Origin of the sequence: Neptuniibacter sp. QD48_11 (genome assembly GCF_047778095.1) — a bacterium.
Classification (GTDB): Bacteria; Pseudomonadota; Gammaproteobacteria; order Pseudomonadales; family Balneatricaceae; genus Neptuniibacter.
Genome location: NZ_CP180551.1, coordinates 847,184 through 866,233 on the forward strand (window position 1 = coordinate 847,184; position 19,050 = coordinate 866,233).

A 19,050-nucleotide genomic window follows, 5' to 3' on the forward strand; every position below is an offset into this window, starting at 1 on the left:
GAGAGGGACCATCAGTTATCAGGAGTGAAAGCGCCCTGATCTCTACGTTGCTTAAATAATCGAGTTAATTGTGTCGGCTCGGTTGCAGGGCGTTCAAACTTCTTACCTGTGCTTAAGACCGTTAAACGGCGATCAAACAAACCAGCGTAGCGTTTGGATAGATCGTCTAAGGTTACTTTCTCTACAGCTTCCGCAAGCTTTTTGCGGGTATCAAACTCTGTTTCACCCCAATCTAGCTCTCGCCAGAACCGCTTGGTACGACTGGATAGCTTTTTATCCTGCTTAGTAATTCTTGAAATCACACTGCGTTTAAATTTGTTCAGCTCTTCCTGGTTTAATTGCGAGATCAAATTGCTCGATTGCATTAAGAACTGATCAATCTCTTTTACCAGAGTTTTGCCGTCTGCCACAGGGGATTGCACAATAAATGCAATACCCGGTGTTTTGTGCATCTGCAGAGGTGTACCGAAGACGATGTAACCTAATTGTTTTTCGGTACGTAGCTGATTATAGAAAGGTGCGGATAAAATTTCGCTCAATACAGAGAATTCAGCTTTCTCTTTATTGCTGTTGTTATCGCCTTGTAGCAAAACAGAGATCGCTGAATCATCATGATCAATCACTAACTTATCTGTGAGTAGCTGCTGGCGGGGCACTTGAACTACCTGGACTGGCGCGACTTCTTTAGCACCGGATTGCCATAGGTTATCTTTGATCTGTGAAGCGATAGTTTCGGCGTCTGCTGCGCTTAAATTGCCATGTGTGAGTAGTTTAATATCCGGCGTTTCCTGCAATTTAGCAGCATAAGCGGCAAGATCTCTAACAGTCAGTTTTTCTGCTTCACGACGTTCCTCTGCATTGCTCCATTGAGGTAGAAGCAATTCATACAGACGGCTCGTCGTTTGATTGTACGGTTTATCATTTAGCTGGTTTGCTAAGTTATCTAGATACTTCTGCTTAAGGATCTCAAAACGCTCTTTTGGTAGGTCCGGTTTATTAATCGCAGAAACCACATCTTTTGTTAGTAGATCTAGCTTGTCGTTATAACCAGATAAGCGAACCGTAAAGCCCTTCATATGTGGGTAAATATTCGTGCCTAGACCAGCTAGATAAGCATCGTAGAGTGTTTCATTGAGTTGCTCTTGCAGCATCTCAGTAAAAAGGCTGTTCATCACCCAGTTTTTAGCGCTGGTATTGGCAAATGGGGTTTGCAGTGTGAAATAGGCATTTGCTTTCGGCACATTAAAGCTGACATCGGTTAAATGCCAATGTTCGAAACCTTGTTTATCTTGCAGCAGATAAGGCGCTTGTTTAGTTTCTGCTGCTAGAAGATCTAGGTCCTGAGCAATAAATGGGTTAGTGCTGCGAACCGTTAATTTCGGATCAATTGCTTTAACGGCGAAGCTTTTCAAGGTTTCCGCATTAAACTGAGAAACTTCAAAAGGTACGTTGTAGTCAGGTTCTGTTTGGTTGCCTTTAACATTACGCGCTTTAATGGTCACCAGCATATTCTCTGGCTTGATCTGATCCAGATATTGCTTAATCAGCTCAGGCTTAAACTCATTAAAGGTATAGTTCGCTGAGATGACTTTCTCCGTTGGGAAAAATTGCATCTGTCGTGTCAAACCGCTCACCATGTGGATGGGTTCTGATTGCTCCTGAAAGGTGAAACGGATGTTGCTCAGTTGTTTCTCTTCATCAAATAGCGCTTTTTGAATTCCGCTCTGTTTTAGCAATTCAACATACTGGAATACCATTTGGATAACTTGCTGGTACTGCTCTAGGCCTTGTTCGGTTAGGCGCATGCTGACCATAAAGCTAGCTTGGTTATCCAAATCATGACCTTGTGAAGCAGAAAGGGACGTTGCCAAGCCTTTCTCTTTCAGTAGAGAAAGTAAGCTGCCTTTGCCTTCATAGCCAATCAGGTTGCTGATGTAATACAGCGGCTTGCTTTCCCAATGACTGCGAGTTTCAGCAGTAGGGAAGGTTAGCGTAAGTGAGCGGATATCTTTTACGCTTTTGATCTTAACCAACTGCGGTAGTTGCTTCGGATTAAATAGAGAGGTTTTGGTTTCAAACGCTTTAGAATCGTAGTTTTTAACCGCACTGAATTTCTCTCTTACCATCTGCTCTAATTGGTCTAGTGGTTCTCTACCTTGCACGGCAAGTGCCATCAGGTTGGCAGAATAATAGCGCTGATAAAATTCGATTAACTCTTTACGAATTGGGCGCTCGGGAGTATTGGCTAGAGTTTCTAAACTACCCACTGCAAACCAGTTGTGGCTATTTTGTTGGTTCATTAAAGATTTTGTTACGGCATAGCTACGGCGGTAATCATCTTTAATCTTTGATTGATATTCCGAGTGAACAGCATGGCGCTCGCGATCTACGTATTTTTCATCAAATAGCGGTGCAATAAAGAACTGGGCAAAGCGATCTAAAGCGGGTTCTAAATTATCAGCGGCGACATCAAAGAAGTAGTTGGTGTTTTCCATCGATGTATAAGCATTATGTCCGCCACCATGAGAACGTATGAAGCTCTGATATTCATCCGCTGCTGGGTATTTGTCGGTGCCTAGGAACAGCATGTGTTCAAGATAATGAGCTAGACCTGCGCGATCTTTAGGGTTAGCGCTAGAGCCCACCGCTACATTCATAGAGGCAGCCGCTTTGTCACTTTTAGGATTCGAGATCAATAAAACGCGCAGCTGATTATCTAAGGTTAGGCTGCGATACACATTTGGATCGTTGGGACTTTTTTCGACGTCTGCGAATACTGATGTGGATAAAACCGCAGACAATAGACCAGCAAAAACAACTAGCCGTGGCATGGAAAGAGTTAGCATAAAAATAAGCCTTAAATCGTAAAAAACACCAAAATGTTATGTTGTGACAAAGCATAACGGTTAGGGTTCCTTAATCCAACTCAATGGATTTAGTAAGCGTGGGTGTTACAATCCAGATCTTCGTTAAAAAAGTTCAGGAGTTGAAGGAAGCGATGAACAAGGAAAAAGTGATTTTTGCGTTTTTTATTGTGTTGGCATTGACGCTCAACTTTGGCTTCTTTCTTGGGGATATAGAAAACCCAGCTCACCATAACGTTTACGAGTTTTTTGCTGCATTAGTTGTCAGCATGATCTGTACAGTCATTAAATTTGGTGACCGCACTCATTTAGGCGCACTGATGCTAGCCACCTCTTTAGTTGCTGACCTGCAACTAATCGTCGCTGCAGGAATTTGGGGTTACGCAGAGCAGATTAGCGGTGTGGGTATGGACCCTTCTAATATGTCGAGCGTTGTTTCTCTAAGTGCAGGCGCGCTCTTAGCCAATGTTATCTCGGTTATTTTGTTGGTAGTTGAAACTGCCATGCTGCGTCGATAAGCACTGAGCGATTATTCTTTATGAATAACGTTATCTATCTATTCCTACGGCGCTTAAGGGTGCCGTTAATTACTCTAATTGTTGTTTACTCGATCTCAGTACTTGGATTTGTACTGATACCTGGGGAGGATGATCAGGGTAATGTTTACCGAATGGATTTTTTCCATGCGGTTTATTTCGTGTCCTTTATGGGGTCAACCATCGGCTTTGGTGAAATTCCTTATGAATTCACTTCGGCTCAACGTATGTGGACGCTCTTGTGTATCTACGCCACAGTAATCGCTTGGTTATATGGTATAGGTACGACACTTGCTCTGATACAAGAACCCGTATTTGGCCGCATGATGCGCAGGCGCTCCTTCACTGCAGATGTTCGGCAAATGAACGAGCCCTTTTATCTGATTTGTGGCTACGGTGTGACCGGAAGTGTCGTTGTTCGACAGCTAGTAAAACGTGACATCCGCGTGGTTGTTGTTGATATCAATCAGGACAAAATAGATGCGTTAGAGATGGATGAGTTACCTGTCTCTGTTTCCGCGCTGTGTGCCGATGCCTCTCTTCCCGATGTCTTAGATGCAGCAGGCCTTCAGCATCCGAAATGTATAGGCATCATGGCGTTAACGAATCATGATCAGGTCAACCTCTCCATAGCTATTGCTAGTAAACTGCTTAATCCTGAGCGGATGGTGATCAGTCGTACCGAATCTGATATTACCTCCGCCAATCTAAACTCTTTTGGTACGGATCTAGTAGTGGACCCGTTCCGAACTTACGCCCAGTATCTGTCTTTAGCAGCTCATGCGCCTTATATGCATCTGGTGTATGACTGGATTCACAATCCATTCCATCGTCCCCTTTCCAGCGTCTATCAGCGTACAAAAGGACGTTGGATTATCTGTGGGCATGGTCGTTTTGGTCGCGCTTTGTACCGGGATTTTGATGAAAGCGATGTCGAACTGACGGTTTTAGATATTGATGCTGAAAAGATAAAAGACCTTCCGCATCAAGTTACCGGTGTTGGCACTGAAGCGGTTACGCTGATGGAAGCGGGGGTTATGGACGCGGTGGGTATCGTTGCGGGTACCAATAATGATGCCGATAACCTGTCCATCATGATGACCGCTCGAGAATTGAACCCAAAACTCCTGACTGTAGTTAGACAAAACATCCATGCCAATAGCTTGGTTTTCAAAAACAGCCGGGCCGATTTTATTATGGAGCCGGGGCGTATTATTGCTAACCGCATCCTTGCGCATGTTAAATCGCCGCTAGTGCCTATATTTATCGAAGAGATGCGGGATAAATTTGACGATGTCTGGGCACATACATTGATTAATCGGATGAGCAGTGTGGTCGGGGACAGGGAGTTAGATAGCTGGGCCTATACCGTAGGCGAGAAAGAAACACCTGCTTTTATGGAAGCAAAGAGACAAGGTTTCGACTTAACGCTCTCTCTGTTCTTTAAAGACCCTCACAATCGCAAGAAAAATCTACATGCCTTTCCTCTAATGTTAAAGCGTGGGGATTTTATTGATATGTTGCCTGGCGAGTTGGATGAGCTACAAGAGGGCGATGAAGTCCTGATTTGTGGTTTAAATAAATCCAATCGCCGTATGCAATGGACTGTAAATAATTATAATGTCCTGCATTATGTCATTACGGGCAATGATGCGAGTAACAGTCTACTTTCGCGTTTTTTGCAGAAGAATAAATAAGACTTTCGAGGTCATATTTGGCTTATCTACTGTTAACGCTTACCACGCTTTTTTGGGCGGGTAACTTTGTTTTAGCGCGTGCATTTTCTGTTGATATCCCTCCGATTACGTTAGCGTTAATTCGCTGGTCATTAGCTTTCATTATTTTATTACCTTTTGCTATCCCCGCTATTTATAAGCATCGCGATGTGATTCGACAGTATTGGCCTAGGTTAGTGCTGTTTGGCGCTTTGAGTGTTGCTGGTTTCAACACCTTAGCTTATATCGGTTTGCAAACGACGACCGCTATGAATGGCACTTTGATGCAATCGTCAATGCCGATCATGATCCTCTGTATGAGCACATTAGTGCTTCGAGAGTCTGCATCGATGCGGCAATGGTTGGGTGTATTGCTTTCGCTATTAGGTGTTTTAGCGTTGATCAGTAAAGGTGATCCTGAGGCTTTAATGTCGCTTAATTTCAATAGTGGTGACCTTTGGGTGCTACTCGCAATGTTTGTTTGGGCTTGTTACAGCCTAGCATTGCGTTGGAAACCGAAAGAGATGAGTGGGTTTGCGTTCTTCTCGGTCTCTTTAACTGTGGGGGTGATTATTCTAGTACCGCTTTCACTGTTGGAAACCGAGAGAGCTTTGCAGATTAAGTGGGATACGGATCTGATGTTACTGATCTCTTACTTAGCAGTATTCCCCTCGATTCTGGCTTATCTTTTCTGGAATTACGGTGTTGAGAAGCTCGGTGCGCATAAAGCAGGGTTGTTTATTCACCAAGTGCCAATGTGGGGAATTGTATTGTCGGTGATTTTCCTTGCAGAGCAGGTTCAGGCTTTTCATTTATGGGGTATCGCTTTAATATTCACAGGGATTTATCTTGCTGTAGTTGCCGGTACAGTTGCCGGTAAAAGTTAGTTATTTAGGAGAAACAATGCGGACTTTTTTGGTTACTTTAATGGCGGTATTTTTGATTTCGCTTCCTATCGCTGAGACAGCTGAAGCTAAGCGCTTTGGTGGTGGATCTTCATTTGGTAAAAGCTTTTCTTCACCTAAAAAATCTAAACCTGCTCAACAGCAGCAACAACAAAAGCAAGCTGATAAAACAACCAATGCAGCAACAGCGCCTAAGAAAAAAGGTTTTGGTGGTTTGATGGCTGGTTTGTTGGCGGGTGGTATTTTTGGCGCGTTGCTATTCGGTGGGGCGTTTGAAGGTCTGCAGTTTATGGATCTGATTCTGATCGCTGCGGTGATCTTTATTGTTTACAAAATCTTCTCGATGCGAAAACAGGCGCAGCGTCCGGATTACGCAACGCAAGGTGGTCATGGGCAAGGTCAGCCTTATACACCAGAACAGCAGCCACAGCCAATGCAGCGCGAAGCTCAAACTGAGAACGTGCAGGAGTTTAAACCAATGCCTGCTTATGATTCCGGTTGGGGTGATTCTGCTGAGATCGAGATTCCTTCTTGGTTTAATAAAGACGCATTCTTGGAAGGTTCCCGTGAACACTTTGTAAACCTACAAAAGGCTTGGGATCGTTCTGATTGGGACGAAATCCGTACTTATACTTCTGAAGAGTTGTTTAATGTGCTGCAGCAAGAGCGTGCTAAGTCACCAGCTGATCAGGTAACAGAAGTTGTATCAGTTATGTCTGAGCTAGCTAACTTCATCACTCAAGAAGATGAGGTGATTGTGAGCATTAACTTCTACGGTTGGTTGAAAGAGAATGCCTCTGAAGCGACTGAGTTTAATGAAACGTGGCACTTGGCACGTGATATGACCAAAGAAAATGCGGATTGGTTTATCGTAGGTATCGAGCAAAACTAAGCTGATACCTCACCACTAAAAAAGCCAAAGCAATATGCTTTGGCTTTTTTGTATCTGGGATAAGCGAAGAGGTTTACTCTTCGTGATCGCGGATGAATGTCCAAGTATCGCCTTCAGACATGCTCTCAGCGAAACGGTAACCTTCAAGATCAAAGCCTTTTAAGTCTTCAGGGTTTTCGATCTTATTTTGAATAATGTAGCGGGTCATCAAGCCTCGAGCTTTTTTAGCGTAGAAGCTGATCATCTTATATTGACCATTTTTCCAGTCTTTAAACGCTGGTGTAATGATACGTGCGGAGATGTTTTTCTCTTTGGCGGCTTTGTAGTACTCATTAGAAGCTAGGTTGATTAGTACCTGTTCTTTCTGCTCTGCAAGCTCTTGATTCAAGCGTTCACAGATCTGAGTACCCCAGAATTCGTATAGGTTTTTACCGCGGCTATTAGTTAGCTTTGTGCCCATTTCTAAGCGGTATGGCTGCATTAGATCGAGCGGTTTTAACACGCCATAAAGACCTGAAAGGATACGTAGGTGATTCTGCGCAAAAGTGAGGTCATCATCCGATAAGGTTTCAGCGTCTAACCCTGTGTATACATCACCTTTAAATGCTAGAACTGCTTGTTTAGCGTTCTCAGTATTGAATTCAGGTGTCCATGATTCATAACGGGCAACGTTTAAACTGGCTAGTTTGTCGCTCAACTTCATCATCTGAGCAATATCCTGTACGGAATGCTTTTTCAGTTCATCAATGAGGAGTTGGGAATGATCAAGAAACTCTGGCTGGCTGTATGTTTCAGTGACAGGGGCAGTTTCATAATCCAGAGTTTTGGCAGGTGATACGACAATCAGCATAGGAAGAATCTATCTTTGCAGTAAAAAGTCTCTAGATAATAACCCTGTCTGTAGATACAAAAAAGGCCATTTTTAATATGGCCTTTTATGGATCGAGTCATCTGCAATTAAGAGACGGTTCGTTTCTTGTAAAGCGTATGAGCAACAGTGCAGATGGCTGTGCCAACACAGACGAGTAGTGCTGGAATCAGTGGGTTTTCTAACGTGCCGGTTATTTTCATTAAAAGACCAGAAATAAGGAAACCGCCAAACAGGCATAAAATGCCCGACATTACACACATTACGATTGCATTGAGATTACGCTCAGGGCTTTGAAAAATGTACCAGCCAGCACTGGCAAACAGAGCGGATAAAGTAACCCAGGAAGCGATAGAATCAGTCATAAAATTCTCAGTATTGTTATTGTTGTAGGCCTATTAAGCCCTAACCTAGCAGCGCTGTCATCTCGACATTGGGTGGATACAAGAAACAGCAAAGGAATAGTGAGGGTTATGGGGGCAACCTCCACGTTTTTTCGGTATTATAACCGCCATTAAATTAGTGACATATATTGAGTTGCCATATTTTTTATAGCGGGCAACGCCATGCAGATTAGAGAAGTGAATAATGGATAAGAAAACTGTTCTGACGGGTATCACTACTACAGGTACACCTCACATTGGGAATTACTTGGGTGCGATTAAGCCTGCCATCGAAATGAGTCAGACAGGTGAATACAACAACTGCTATTTCCTAGCTGATTTCCACGCATTAATTAAGTGCCATGATCCAGAGCGTGTTGCTCAATCAACACGTGAGATCGCAGCGACTTGGTTGGCGCTAGGCTTAGATACGGATAAAGCGACTTTCTACCGCCAAACAGATATCCCTGAGATCACGGAACTAACGTGGATTCTAACCTGCATGTGTTCTAAAGGTCTTATGAACCGTGCTCACGCTTACAAAGCTTCTGTTGATGCTAACCGCGATGCGGGTAGCAGCGATCTGGATGATGGCATCACAATGGGTCTATTCAGCTACCCAATTCTAATGGCAGCTGACATCCTGATGTTCAATGCTGATCTTATTCCAGTAGGTAAGGATCAGATTCAACACATTGAGATGGCACGTGATATGGCGGGCCGTTTTAACCACACTTACGAAAACCTATTCACATTGCCAGAAGCGGTAGTGGATGAGCAGACTCAGCTAATTCCGGGTCTGGATGGTCGTAAGATGTCGAAGAGCTACGACAACACGATTCCGTTGTTTGCTTCTGCTGATGAGCTATATAAGCTGATTAAGCAGATCAAAACGGACACGCGTGAGCCGGGTGAACCTAAAGACGCTGATAACAGCACAATCTTCCAGCTATACAACTGCTTTGCTAATGAAAATGAAGCAGCTGCAATGCGCCAGCAGTTCGAAAACGGTATCGGTTGGGGTGATGCGAAGAAAGAGCTATTTGAGTTCCTAGACGCAAAACTTTCTGCTCCACGTGCTCGTTACAATGAGTTGATGAACGATCTTGGCGAAGTGGAAGAGGTTCTACAGAAAGGTGCAGTGAAAGCACGTGAAATCACTGTGCCGTTGATGGATAAAGCGCGAATTGCGGCTGGTATTCGCCCATTAACTTACGTTGCTGAAGCGAAAACGGAAGTTAAAAAGAAAAAAGAGAAGTCTGCTGAAGAGATCGCGCGTGCTGAAGAAGGCCGTCGTCGCGGAATCTTGATGCAACTTAAACCTCTGCTTGAGCAAGTTGAGCAAGCGGACGACAAAGCAGCGGCTGCGCAAACTGTGGTCGCTGAGAAAACGGCTCAGGTTGAAGGCTTAAAGAAAAAGCAGAAGCAGAAAGCTCAGAATGAACTTGATCTACTTCAAGAAGAGCTAGCGGCTTACCTATAAATTTAAAAAGGCTAAGTTAAATATGTTTACGACAATCATTAGCGCCGAAGAGCTTCAGAATCACATATCAGAATCTGATTGGGTGGTTTTTGATTGTCGTTTTAACTTAGCGGATACCTCGGCGGGTAAAAATGCCTACCTTGAAGGGCATATTCCAGGGGCGATCTATCTCGATCTTGATCAGGATCTATCCTCACAGATTACGCCTGAAACGGGTCGTCATCCGCTGCCTGATTTAGAACGGTTTGTAGATCGTTTAGCACAGGCGGGTGTGAGCAATAACACTCAAGTCGTTGTTTATGACGATTGTGCTGGGGCCATGGCGGCGCGTTGCTGGTGGTTGTTACGTTTGGTGGGACATAAAGCAGTAGCGGTGTTGGATGGTGGTCTAGCTGCTTGGCAATCGCTAGGTGGTGAGTTAAATGATCATATCCCACAACCGACTTCTACTGCGTATACATTCTCGTTACTGCCTAATCAGAATTTGACGGTAGCAGAGGTTGAACAGGCACTTGATGCTCAGTCCATCTATCTTGTTGATGCTCGTGCAGCCGAGCGCTATAGAGGTGAGGTGGAGCCAATCGACCCAATCGCTGGTCATGTCCCAAGTGCTTTAAACCGTCCACTGACGGATAACTTAGCCGAGGGTAAATTTAAGCCAGCAGCTCAGCTTCGTGAAGAGTGGTTAAGCGTCTTAGGCAGTAAATCGGTCGAAGCCGTGGTTCACATGTGTGGGTCCGGTGTAACAGCTTGTCACAATCAATTGGCGATGGAAATTGCGGGATTGAGCTGTAGCCGGGTTTATAGTGGTTCTTGGAGCGAGTGGATCAGAGATCCAGCTCGTCCAATTGCGACTAAGTCCTAAATTTATCTACCAATCTCATTAAGATTCCAGTCGTAGTGATAGTCTGAAACCGCTGTAGCGTGTTTCAGTTTCTCTTTTAGATCAGCATTGGCGTATTGCTTTAGGTGCTCGATCAGCTCACTTTCGCTGTTGCCAAAATCCTCTTTAAACCACTTATAAATACTGGAAAGGTGCAGGTCATTACCGTCAAAACGTGCGCCTCGAGGGTGGTTTATATAATCCTTTGCGCCTTGATTTAGAAGCTGTTCGCTATTGTCTGCGGTAAAGGCTTGCGGTTGAAGATTCGGGCAGCCGATTGATGCACAGTTTACGGCATAGTGGATGCGCGGATCTTTCCAAATTGGGCGAAGAATACGATGTTCAATATCGTCTAGGCTTACTTGTTTCCCATTCACTACTAGCAGTTGTTTTTTCCACGGACCATCGCTGAAAAAGCCCGGTGAAATATCGATATCCCGAATCGACTTCACGGGGTAATGATCCAGAATCACATCAACCGTTAGCGCGTTATATAAGTTGATCCAATAAGCTTTCTGTTCAGCGCGGTTGTATTGATGAATATTAATGTCAGCTAGGTTCTGTAGATAAGCTTTAAGTTCAGTTCTATCTGCTTTAGATACATTGGCGTAGTTGATCAGATTGATGCCATCAGAAGAGGGCTTAACATAGCGTTGAAGGGTTCGGTCCCAAGCAGAATGGTCAATAGTGGCTGTGCTTGATTGATCATGTTTAAGCAAAAAATCCCAAAGTTCGGCACTTGGGGCTGCAATAGCTAGGGTACTGAAAAGCCATAGGCAGGCTGTTGCTAAGAATTTATTTATCATCATTCATTACTATTCATTAAAAGCATGTTTTAAGTGTGACTTTGAATATTGCTGAAAATTCCCTCACAGAATATTTTTAAAGCTCTATTTAAAAGCTCTATCGAAGCGATCAATTTAAATCAATGTTGGCAAAGGTAAGATCCCTCTATACTGTGATGGTAATTATTGAGGGGATTTTGAGGACATTGTTATGGCGCAGTATCAAAAGGGTGTGATTGCAGAGGCAAGCCCATTTGCTCTTTTTCTGACGTTTAATCAAACTCGAACAGCAGATGCGTTAAGCAGGGTAAAACTGCTACTAGCAAAGGTACCTAGCCTTGAGCGTGAATTTAACCAAAGTCATCCAGATGGTGAGATTCATATCGTTGCTGCGATCGGTAGCCACTACTGGTCGCAACTGCAGATTGGACCTGCACCGAGTGCTCTTAAGCCATTCCCAAATTTCGAAAATGGTGAAAACGTTGCACCCAATACACCTGTAGATCTGTTTTTCCATATTCGATCTCAAGGGAAAGGCCTTAACTTTATAGTCGCGCAGAAGCTTCGAGAGGAGCTAGCTGATGCGGTAACGCTAGTTGAAGAGGTCGAAGGCTTTAGATATCTGGATTCGCGCGATCTTACTGGTTTTGTCGATGGTACTGAAAACCCTGAAGGAGATAACCGAGTCAGTGTGGCGGTTGTAGGTGAAGAGGATGCCCAGTTTAGTGGCGGTTCGTATATTCATATTCAACGCTACGAGCACAATATGCCATTCTGGAACGCTCAGCCTACTAAACTGCAGGAAGATACTGTCGGGCGAACTAAAACGGATAACATTGAGTACCCATCCTCAGAAAAAGCACTCACAGCGCATACAAAACGGACTTCGCTGAAAGATGCTGATGGCAACTCCATCGAAATACTCAGGCATAGTATGCCTTACGGTGATACTCAGACGTGCGGGTTACTTTTCGCTAGTTACTGCCGTACACCGGATAACTTTACACTTATGCTACAAAGCATGATCGAGGGTGATGGCCATGGTCATACCGATCACCTTTTGAAATATACTCGTGCGGTCACAGGGCATTCACTATTCGCACCGTCGGCCTCGTTTCTCGAATCGTTGGTTAATTAATAAGCAGGTTGATTGGGCTTGGGCTAGGCTTAAAGGTATGCTTATAAAAAGAGTCGATACCATGCAGCCTACTGTAAGAACCCGAGCAATTGCGGTTGTCACCGTGGATGGGGAGAATTACGAAATTGATGGATGCTATCAAGGTAAGCAAAGAAAGGCGTCTTGGTTCAATGTAATTAAAACAAGTGATCGAAAGATACAGGCCGAACACTTAGATGAATTTCCTTCCCCTGACAAGATCCGTGAAATATTAAATTGATCTGAAAATCAGTTAATAAAAAAGCCAGCTAAGATGCTGGCTTTTTCGTTTATGCGAACTCTTGTAGTAAGACTTACTGCACCATTTCGTTATCTGTGAACATGCCTTCAAACAGAGCTGAAGATAGGTAACGTTCGCCAGAATCTGGAAGGATAACAACGATGTTCTTATCTTTGTTTTCCGGCTGTTGCGCAACACGAAGCGCAGCACATAGCGCAGCACCGCAAGAGATACCTGCCATGATGCCTTCTTTTTCCATTAGCAGGCGTGCTGTTTCAATAGCATCTTCGTTGCTTACCTGCTCAACCTGATCAACTAGTTCTAGGTCTAAGTTTTTCGGAACAAAGCCAGCGCCAATACCCTGAATCTTATGCGGAGATGGTTTAACTTCTTCGCCGTTAATCGTCTGTGTAATAACTGGTGAAGAAACAGGTTCAACCGCAACGGATGTGATCGCTTTGCCTTGAGTGTTTTTGATATAACGAGAAGTACCAGTGATCGTACCACCTGTACCTACACCTGCGACTAGGATATCCACTTGGCCGTCTGTGTCGTTCCAGATCTCTGGGCCTGTTGTTTTTTCGTGGATTTCTGGGTTAGCCGGGTTTTCAAACTGCTGCAGCATCATGTGAGTACCTGGATTCGCATCCACGATCTCTTGTGCTTTATCAATTGCACCTTTCATACCTTTAGCAGGTTCTGTCAGAACGATCGTTGCACCTAGTGCTTTCATGATCTTACGGCGCTCAAGGCTCATAGAAGAAGGCATAGTGAAGACAATGTCGTAGCCACGAGACGCTGCTACGAAAGCTAGTGCAATACCTGTGTTACCACTGGTTGGCTCAACCATGGTCATACCCTGTTTTAGGGCACCACTCTTTTCAGCAGACCAGATCATGTTTGCGCCGATACGACATTTTACGGAGCCAGCTGGGTTGCGAGATTCGATCTTTCCGAAAATATTCAGGCCTGGAGCAAAACGCTTAAGGTGAACGAGCGGAGTGTTACCAATAGTGAGGGAGTTATCTTCGTAAATCTTCATTCTGCTACCCTGTTTAATCCTTTTTATTAGGCGATATATCTAAAATGAATATATGTCGCGTCTTTTATTCGATATCAAGTCTAGAAGTTGTATCTCAGAATTGCTGCGCTGATCAAGGCTTTTTCTATCTTTGGTGATATTTACAATCTTTAGGGCCGATGATGGTATTATTTTCACGATCTCAATTGCCTTTTTAGGGTCTTATAATGCGTGCATTTAATCGACTTTTAGCGCCTGTTATTTTTGCTATCGCTTATGCGTTGTTCCGTTCATCGATAAAGCAGCGATCCAAGAAGAAGCATGACTTTGTGATGAAGTTGTTTCGATTTGCGGCCGATAACGGTCATAGACGTGCATTGTCTGTGTATGGGCATTTACTGCATTTCCGTGGAGATGGCGTACAAAATCGCATTCAGGGAGGGATTTACATCCAGCAGGCGGCGGAAAAAGGTGATGCAAAAGCGCAGTATCAAATGGGTAAAATCTTTGAAGAGGGTTTTGAACATTATTTTCAACCTGACCCGACCAAGGCGTTAAAGTTTTACACTCAAGCAGCCGAGCAGGCGCATCAACTTGCTGTTCGTCGCTTGGTCGATATCTATACCGATGGCGAGCTAGATCAAGAACCTAATCATGATCTAGCAAAGCAGTGGCAGGCTAAGCAGTCAAAGCTTTAGTTATTCAATTATTCCGACGACATGGTTTCAAACTGAGTTACGCCATCCGGTATTACTTCCCAGTGCGCTTTGGAGCCTACATAAATGTGCTGGCCAATCTCGATCTCAGGGGCACCATTTACGCAACCTAAAGTAACCTGTAATACCTGATCATTGTGTACGGTACACAGGGTTGACCCGCACTTCTTGCAGAACTTTACGCCGTAACCTTGTTGGTTGAGGTATGACGTTAAGAGAGATTCTCCATTGATCCATTTGAACTGATCCGGTTCGACAAGAGCAACTGCAGATGCTTGGGCATTAAATAGCTTTCGACAGCGAGAGCAATGGCAGGATCGGCCGTCTTTTAATTTGCCATCGATACGGTATGTCACTTCGCCACAAAAACATTCACCGGTGATTGGCATACATACTCTCCTTAACTGTCGGTTAGCTGGTTTTGTTTAGATCGTTTGTATTGAGTGATAAATATCTCAAAGGTTCGATCTAACTCTTGTGCGGCTGTGTGTTCGCTATTGAGCTTTAACAGTTCAGTGACGGTTTCTGCGGTGCAGAGATGATCGCTATCAGGATTACGGCGTAGATCGTAACGACTCGGTGTTTCTGGGTCGAATGCCAGTAATGGTAAGTCGGAAAGCCACGGGCTTTTACGAACGATCTTACGTACCTCTTTCCATGTGCCGTCTGGAATAATGATCAGGGTGTTTCTATCTGGTACAGCCCCTGTGAATTTTTTACTTCGACTAACAAGCTCAGGGCGGTCAGCAGGGAATAGCAACCAAGAGTCTGTATTCTCGTCTTGAATACGATCGATTAAGTCCTGTGGCGGATCGATTCGTTGCCAGATATAGGTAGAGCTATTAGGCAAAACCTTTTGGATAATCTTGCTGGTGGATGTTGGGCGCGGCGGCTCATTTTCGTGTAGCAGCAATGCTAACTCTAATTGGCTACCTTGAGGTGTAATTTGGCTGCAGCAGCAATAGGGAATTGCTAAGCCGCAGCCTTCACAAAATGAATCGGGCAAAGTGTTATCGTTTTTCCATTTGAACTTTAAATTTCAGAGTCACTTCGCCTTGAGGAGGTACTTCCAATTTCCAGCGCGCACTGCCGCCCATCACTTTTTCAAATGGATGGCTACTCTCTTTCATCGCCCATTGTAGCGGGAAATTGCCGGTCATTTCTAATTTTGCGGCGGTGGTACGGCTGTTACTGATTTTCAGCTCCTGCGCAACCATAAAGCCGTTAAAGGTCTTGCTGAAATGGGTTTGCTTACGGTGGATAGATACATCGAAGGCTTTGCCTTGCTGGATCTTAACCTCATCGTTTTCACCTGTATGACCAATATTTCCGCCTCCGGCAAACTGCAGTGAGCCTTTGCTATCAGGGGTAAACGTGCGCACTTTACCAGCAGGTAATGGCGTACCCAGATTACTCTCTTTATCGTTTTTAAAGGTCAACGTCAGTTGAGGTTTTACTCGATGCTGATTGCGTTCCAAGGTTGGATAGATCAAGAATTCATAGTTATAGCTACGCGCTACAGGGATCTCTTTGGCTGTCAGGAAAGATACCTGTTTTACTTGCCCATTTAGCAAGTCTACCTTGCGAGGGAGATCGAATAGATGGAAGTCACCTAAACTCTCTTGTGCCATGGTTTTAGGCGCTGAACGAGCCATCGCGCCGACTGCAAAATCGGCCTGAAGCATCTCTGCATGGCGATTGCTGCCAGGGTTATTTAGGCTACCAGCAACGAGTGAGATTTGTGTGTCTTTGTAATCCGCACCAGTATTGTTGGTTAAACTTGCAAGGCCGTCTAGGGAGGCTTTATTACCTGCTTCATTCAGGGTTAAAACGTAGTCCATGCCCCAATTTAAACCGCCTGTCAGATAACTGATACGAGAGAGTTGTGACTTCGATGTACCAGCGGTGCGGAAGTTTACGCTTGGCTTGCTCAATAGCTGTGGCGGTAGGCTAGGGAAAATGAATCGCCACTGATTATTAAGCGGAATACTTTCAAAACGGTTGTTGCGCTTAATCAGAGCGCGGTTACCGTCCATATTGAGCAACTCCACCTGACTAATAACTTCTTGGCCTGAGACAGGGTTTAAGCGCGCTAGTTGTAGCTGCTTACCTACATAATGTTTCAGCAAATTGCGTTGGTTCAGCAGGTTAGTATTTAAGTTTTGCTCTAAAATTTTTCCGGCATTATCAATCCGCAAGCTTTCGACTTGGAGCTGTTCACTGACATCTTCCAGTGTGATTTTCTGATCTGTACGTAGTGGTGGAAGTTGACGTGTTTCTCTAACTAAACCTAAATTTTGGTTATACAGCGTTAGATTAAGTGACTTGCGTTGCTCGGAACTGATTTGAAGAGCGTCCGCTGCTTGCGCAGTTAATGGTAGAAGGCCTGCTACAAGCAAGCACAGGTATGATTGGCGTTTGTTCATATCAATATTGTCCCTGAATCTTTAGTCCATTAATGCAACGTCAGGCTTAACTGAGGCTGAGCAGGAAAGCCTGAGAGTTCGTTTTAGTCTAGATCTAACGCTACACGGAAGCCCCAGCTATTGCGTTTAGAATCGATCGGATGGCGGTAGCGACTGGCAGGTCTAATTAAACGTTCGATCTCAAACCATGACCCACCGCGCATCACTCTATTTTTACAAGCGCGCTCTTCGTAAGCTGAGCCATCTATTGGAGCAGACGCATAGTTTTCGAGATAACAATCTGCAACCCACTCATCAACGTTACCGGTCATATCGTGAAGTCCCCATTCGTTGGCAGGGAAGCTACCGACTGGAGCCGTCTGTTGACCATCCCATTGGCTTCCACAACCGGAGCAGGCAGCCATATTTTCTTTGAGCTCATCACCCCACCAATAAGTGGTTAAGCTGCCAGCTCTAGCGGCATACTCCCACTCAGCTTCAGTCGGAAGACGATAAGGCTGGCCCGTTTCTCCGCTGAGCCATTTTGTATAAGCAACAGCATCGCGCCAAGTGACATTGATCACAGGACGATTACCTCGTCCCCAACCACCGTCATCAGGCAGGGCTCTGCGGGTCGCTTTAGCGAAGGCATCGTATTCGGCGAAGGTCACTTCAAAGCGAGAAAGAGCGAAAGGCTTCTTGATGCTGACAACATGGACCGGTTTTTCATTATCGTCACCAATCCCGGCTTGATCACCCATACGGAAGTCACCTGAAGGTAACACCACCATATCTGGCCCATAAAGAGTGTCGGAGATCTGATCCTTAAACAGCTGTTGGCCAGGCTCATCCGGTTCTTGATTGTTGAGTTTTTTCATCGCTGCTTCTAAATCATGTTCCAGAATAGCTTTACTAGTTTTAAGTGAGCGAAGCTCTTGTTCCTGCTTATTGTGAAGTTCTTGTTGAGCTTGCAAAGAATCGTACATTTGCTGCAAGGCTTCTTGCTGCTTCTTAATTTGCAGAGCCTGGAAGTCTTTCTCTTTGAAGTTCATTAAATCAGAGATAAACCAACCTAGTAGGTAGCCGCTGATAAATATCACCGAGCCAGCGATGGTATAGATTGCCGTTTTAGGTATTTTAGGCAGTTTTAAGGCGCCTTTCAGTTTATCTTTTAAAGAGGGCTTGCTCTCTTCTGATGTAAGCTCTTCGCTCGCTACATTATCGCTTGCCGAAGCGTCGGCTGCCGCTTCACTTTCTTCTGAGCTTTCAGATTCAGTAGGCGCGGCTTCTTCCTCTTTTTGTGGAGGAAAGAGGGCTTTAACTAGCTCCGTACAGTTAGGCGGACGTTCTTCTAAATCGGTTGAAAGCGCCTTTTGCAAAACTTCCCACTGTTCATCATCTAAACCGGAAGGCTGATCTAGTTGCTTTCGAACTCGATCGGCTTCGCCTTCGTTACTTTTAAAAGCCGGCTTTCCGGTAAATAACTCATACAAAATGCAGGCGTAAGAATATACGTCGGTTTTGCGGCTCAATTTACCAGGGTGGAAAGCTTCAGGAGATTGATATTGCTGATAATGGAAAGGCTCTTTGCTAAAGGCTGCGATCGCTTCATAGCATTCACGTACGGCAAAAAGTGTAAGTTTTACTCCGCCCTTACGATTGATAAAGATCGTTTCGCTATCTAAACAGGCATGTGGCTTTCGTAACTTTTGAAAGCCCATATCAATGGCATAAGCCACTTGTCTGATTAGGCCTAGCTGTTGATTCGGTTGAAGCGAATTACCTTTCTTGATCAGGCTCGCTAGGGTTAGGCCATCAAGTTTTTCGTAGGAAAGGAAAAGTAGTCCGCCTTTATGACTGAAGAAACCGTAGCATTCCGCTATATGCTTGTTTTGCAGTTGCTTGCTGAGCGCAGCATGTTTTTTTATATTTTCGGCAAAGCTATTTTGTTTAAGGAAATTGGGATTAAGGATCAGCAGAGTGACTAAAGGGTTGCCGGATACACCTACATCTTCCGCTTGCCAGAGTTGTCCAAACGGATGAGGGCTGTTGTGTTTGATTAGCTTAAAGCGATGATGCTCAGGGCCAAGGAGGGTTCCTTCCTGTAAAGCATCATAAATGGTTGCTGCCGAGTCGCTCATAAAGACTGATCCTGTTCCTTATCCATGTGCATATCATAGACAAGGCCAGCCTTCTT

Annotated in this window: 18 protein-coding genes; 9 read left to right on the plus strand and 9 right to left on the minus strand. The window is 44.6% G+C overall.

Annotation, left to right across the window (positions count from 1 at the left end):
- Window positions 1-11: 11 nt before the first annotated feature.
- Entirely contained in the window at window positions 12-2,846 is a 2,835-nt protein-coding gene (locus ACMXYU_RS03750) for an insulinase family protein (RefSeq protein WP_415900266.1), read from the minus strand.
- 98 nt (window positions 2,847-2,944) lie between these two features.
- Between ACMXYU_RS03750 and ACMXYU_RS03755 the strand changes: the two genes are divergently transcribed.
- Genes ACMXYU_RS03755 through ACMXYU_RS03770 form a run of 4 tightly spaced genes read left to right on the plus strand, consistent with a single transcriptional unit; the run spans window position 2,945 to window position 6,912 of the window.
- Entirely contained in the window at window positions 2,945-3,382 is a 438-nt protein-coding gene (locus ACMXYU_RS03755; RefSeq protein WP_415900267.1) for a DUF6394 family protein, read from the plus strand.
- 20 nt (window positions 3,383-3,402) lie between these two features.
- A complete protein-coding gene (locus ACMXYU_RS03760) occupies window positions 3,403-5,097 on the plus strand; it encodes a potassium channel family protein (RefSeq protein ID WP_415900268.1) in 1,695 nt (564 codons plus the stop codon).
- Between the two features lie 17 nt (window positions 5,098-5,114).
- Window positions 5,115-6,002 carry a DMT family transporter gene (locus tag ACMXYU_RS03765; RefSeq protein WP_415900269.1) on the plus strand — a complete coding sequence of 296 codons (888 nt, stop codon included), beginning with the start codon at window positions 5,115-5,117 and terminating at the stop codon, window positions 6,000-6,002.
- 16 nt (window positions 6,003-6,018) lie between these two features.
- Window positions 6,019-6,912, plus strand: a complete 894-nt coding sequence (locus ACMXYU_RS03770) for a Tim44 domain-containing protein (protein ID WP_415900270.1) — start codon at window positions 6,019-6,021, stop codon at window positions 6,910-6,912.
- Window positions 6,913-6,985: 73 nt separating this feature from the next.
- Here the strand turns inward: ACMXYU_RS03770 and yaaA are convergent, their stop codons facing one another.
- A complete protein-coding gene (gene yaaA / locus ACMXYU_RS03775; RefSeq protein WP_415900271.1) occupies window positions 6,986-7,762 on the minus strand; it encodes a peroxide stress protein YaaA in 777 nt (258 codons plus the stop codon).
- Between the two features lie 107 nt (window positions 7,763-7,869).
- Complete coding sequence (locus ACMXYU_RS03780; protein ID WP_415900272.1) at window positions 7,870-8,145, minus strand: hypothetical protein; 276 nt, start codon at window positions 8,143-8,145, stop codon at window positions 7,870-7,872.
- A gap of 223 nt (window positions 8,146-8,368) precedes the next feature.
- Between ACMXYU_RS03780 and ACMXYU_RS03785 the strand changes: the two genes are divergently transcribed.
- Window positions 8,369-9,646, plus strand: coding sequence for a tryptophan--tRNA ligase (locus ACMXYU_RS03785; RefSeq protein WP_415900273.1), 1,278 nt, complete (start codon window positions 8,369-8,371; stop codon window positions 9,644-9,646).
- A gap of 22 nt (window positions 9,647-9,668) precedes the next feature.
- Complete coding sequence (locus tag ACMXYU_RS03790; RefSeq protein ID WP_415900274.1) at window positions 9,669-10,511, plus strand: sulfurtransferase; 843 nt, start codon at window positions 9,669-9,671, stop codon at window positions 10,509-10,511.
- A gap of 2 nt (window positions 10,512-10,513) precedes the next feature.
- Here ACMXYU_RS03790 and ACMXYU_RS03795 read toward each other — a convergent pair whose 3' ends face one another.
- A complete protein-coding gene (locus ACMXYU_RS03795) occupies window positions 10,514-11,338 on the minus strand; it encodes a DUF547 domain-containing protein (RefSeq protein ID WP_415900275.1) in 825 nt (274 codons plus the stop codon).
- A gap of 187 nt (window positions 11,339-11,525) precedes the next feature.
- Between ACMXYU_RS03795 and ACMXYU_RS03800 the strand changes: the two genes are divergently transcribed.
- Both ACMXYU_RS03800 and ACMXYU_RS03805 read left to right on the plus strand, forming a co-directional pair.
- Window positions 11,526-12,452, plus strand: a complete 927-nt coding sequence (locus ACMXYU_RS03800; RefSeq protein ID WP_415900276.1) for a Dyp-type peroxidase — start codon at window positions 11,526-11,528, stop codon at window positions 12,450-12,452.
- 37 nt (window positions 12,453-12,489) lie between these two features.
- On the plus strand, window positions 12,490-12,711 hold the full coding sequence (locus tag ACMXYU_RS03805; protein WP_415887158.1) for a hypothetical protein: 222 nt from the start codon (window positions 12,490-12,492) through the stop codon (window positions 12,709-12,711).
- Between the two features lie 73 nt (window positions 12,712-12,784).
- On the opposite strand, the gene cysK is transcribed toward ACMXYU_RS03805, so the two are convergent.
- Entirely contained in the window at window positions 12,785-13,753 is a 969-nt protein-coding gene (cysK, locus tag ACMXYU_RS03810; RefSeq protein ID WP_415887160.1) for a cysteine synthase A, read from the minus strand.
- A gap of 206 nt (window positions 13,754-13,959) precedes the next feature.
- Here cysK and ACMXYU_RS03815 point away from each other — a divergent pair, with 206 nt between their 5' ends.
- Window positions 13,960-14,430, plus strand: coding sequence for a tetratricopeptide repeat protein (locus ACMXYU_RS03815; RefSeq protein ID WP_415900277.1), 471 nt, complete (start codon window positions 13,960-13,962; stop codon window positions 14,428-14,430).
- 8 nt (window positions 14,431-14,438) lie between these two features.
- On the opposite strand, the gene ACMXYU_RS03820 is transcribed toward ACMXYU_RS03815, so the two are convergent.
- From ACMXYU_RS03820 to ACMXYU_RS03835, 4 genes are all read right to left on the minus strand, one after another.
- Window positions 14,439-14,837, minus strand: a complete 399-nt coding sequence (locus tag ACMXYU_RS03820) for a GFA family protein (protein ID WP_415900278.1) — start codon at window positions 14,835-14,837, stop codon at window positions 14,439-14,441.
- A gap of 11 nt (window positions 14,838-14,848) precedes the next feature.
- Entirely contained in the window at window positions 14,849-15,454 is a 606-nt protein-coding gene (locus ACMXYU_RS03825; RefSeq protein ID WP_415900279.1) for a tRNA-uridine aminocarboxypropyltransferase, read from the minus strand.
- 4 nt (window positions 15,455-15,458) lie between these two features.
- Window positions 15,459-16,874: a DUF4139 domain-containing protein gene (locus ACMXYU_RS03830; protein ID WP_415890474.1), complete on the minus strand. Its 1,416-nt coding sequence runs from the start codon at window positions 16,872-16,874 to the stop codon at window positions 15,459-15,461.
- 83 nt (window positions 16,875-16,957) lie between these two features.
- Window positions 16,958-18,994 (minus strand): SUMF1/EgtB/PvdO family nonheme iron enzyme, encoded by a 2,037-nt coding sequence (locus tag ACMXYU_RS03835; protein WP_415900280.1) that lies wholly within the window; start codon window positions 18,992-18,994, stop codon window positions 16,958-16,960.
- Window positions 18,995-19,050: the final 56 nt, after the last annotated feature.

What these genes read in the sequence shown, in the direction of transcription:
- ACMXYU_RS03785 (WP_415900273.1), top strand. Translation starts at nt 8,369, where the DNA reads ATGGATAAGAAAACTGTTCTGACGGGTATCACTACTACAGGTACACCT.
- yaaA (WP_415900271.1), bottom strand. Translation starts at nt 7,762, where the DNA reads ATGCTGATTGTCGTATCACCTGCCAAAACTCTGGATTATGAAACTGCC.
- ACMXYU_RS03820 (WP_415900278.1), bottom strand. Translation starts at nt 14,837, where the DNA reads ATGCCAATCACCGGTGAATGTTTTTGTGGCGAAGTGACATACCGTATC.
- ACMXYU_RS03750 (WP_415900266.1), bottom strand. Translation starts at nt 2,846, where the DNA reads ATGCTAACTCTTTCCATGCCACGGCTAGTTGTTTTTGCTGGTCTATTG.
- ACMXYU_RS03800 (WP_415900276.1), top strand. Translation starts at nt 11,526, where the DNA reads ATGGCGCAGTATCAAAAGGGTGTGATTGCAGAGGCAAGCCCATTTGCT.
- ACMXYU_RS03770 (WP_415900270.1), top strand. Translation starts at nt 6,019, where the DNA reads ATGCGGACTTTTTTGGTTACTTTAATGGCGGTATTTTTGATTTCGCTT.
- ACMXYU_RS03760 (WP_415900268.1), top strand. Translation starts at nt 3,403, where the DNA reads ATGAATAACGTTATCTATCTATTCCTACGGCGCTTAAGGGTGCCGTTA.
- ACMXYU_RS03780 (WP_415900272.1), bottom strand. Translation starts at nt 8,145, where the DNA reads ATGACTGATTCTATCGCTTCCTGGGTTACTTTATCCGCTCTGTTTGCC.
- ACMXYU_RS03790 (WP_415900274.1), top strand. Translation starts at nt 9,669, where the DNA reads ATGTTTACGACAATCATTAGCGCCGAAGAGCTTCAGAATCACATATCA.
- ACMXYU_RS03830 (WP_415890474.1), bottom strand. Translation starts at nt 16,874, where the DNA reads ATGAACAAACGCCAATCATACCTGTGCTTGCTTGTAGCAGGCCTTCTA.
- cysK (WP_415887160.1), bottom strand. Translation starts at nt 13,753, where the DNA reads ATGAAGATTTACGAAGATAACTCCCTCACTATTGGTAACACTCCGCTC.
- ACMXYU_RS03835 (WP_415900280.1), bottom strand. Translation starts at nt 18,994, where the DNA reads ATGAGCGACTCGGCAGCAACCATTTATGATGCTTTACAGGAAGGAACC.
- ACMXYU_RS03795 (WP_415900275.1), bottom strand. Translation starts at nt 11,338, where the DNA reads ATGATGATAAATAAATTCTTAGCAACAGCCTGCCTATGGCTTTTCAGT.
- ACMXYU_RS03805 (WP_415887158.1), top strand. Translation starts at nt 12,490, where the DNA reads ATGCTTATAAAAAGAGTCGATACCATGCAGCCTACTGTAAGAACCCGA.
- ACMXYU_RS03815 (WP_415900277.1), top strand. Translation starts at nt 13,960, where the DNA reads ATGCGTGCATTTAATCGACTTTTAGCGCCTGTTATTTTTGCTATCGCT.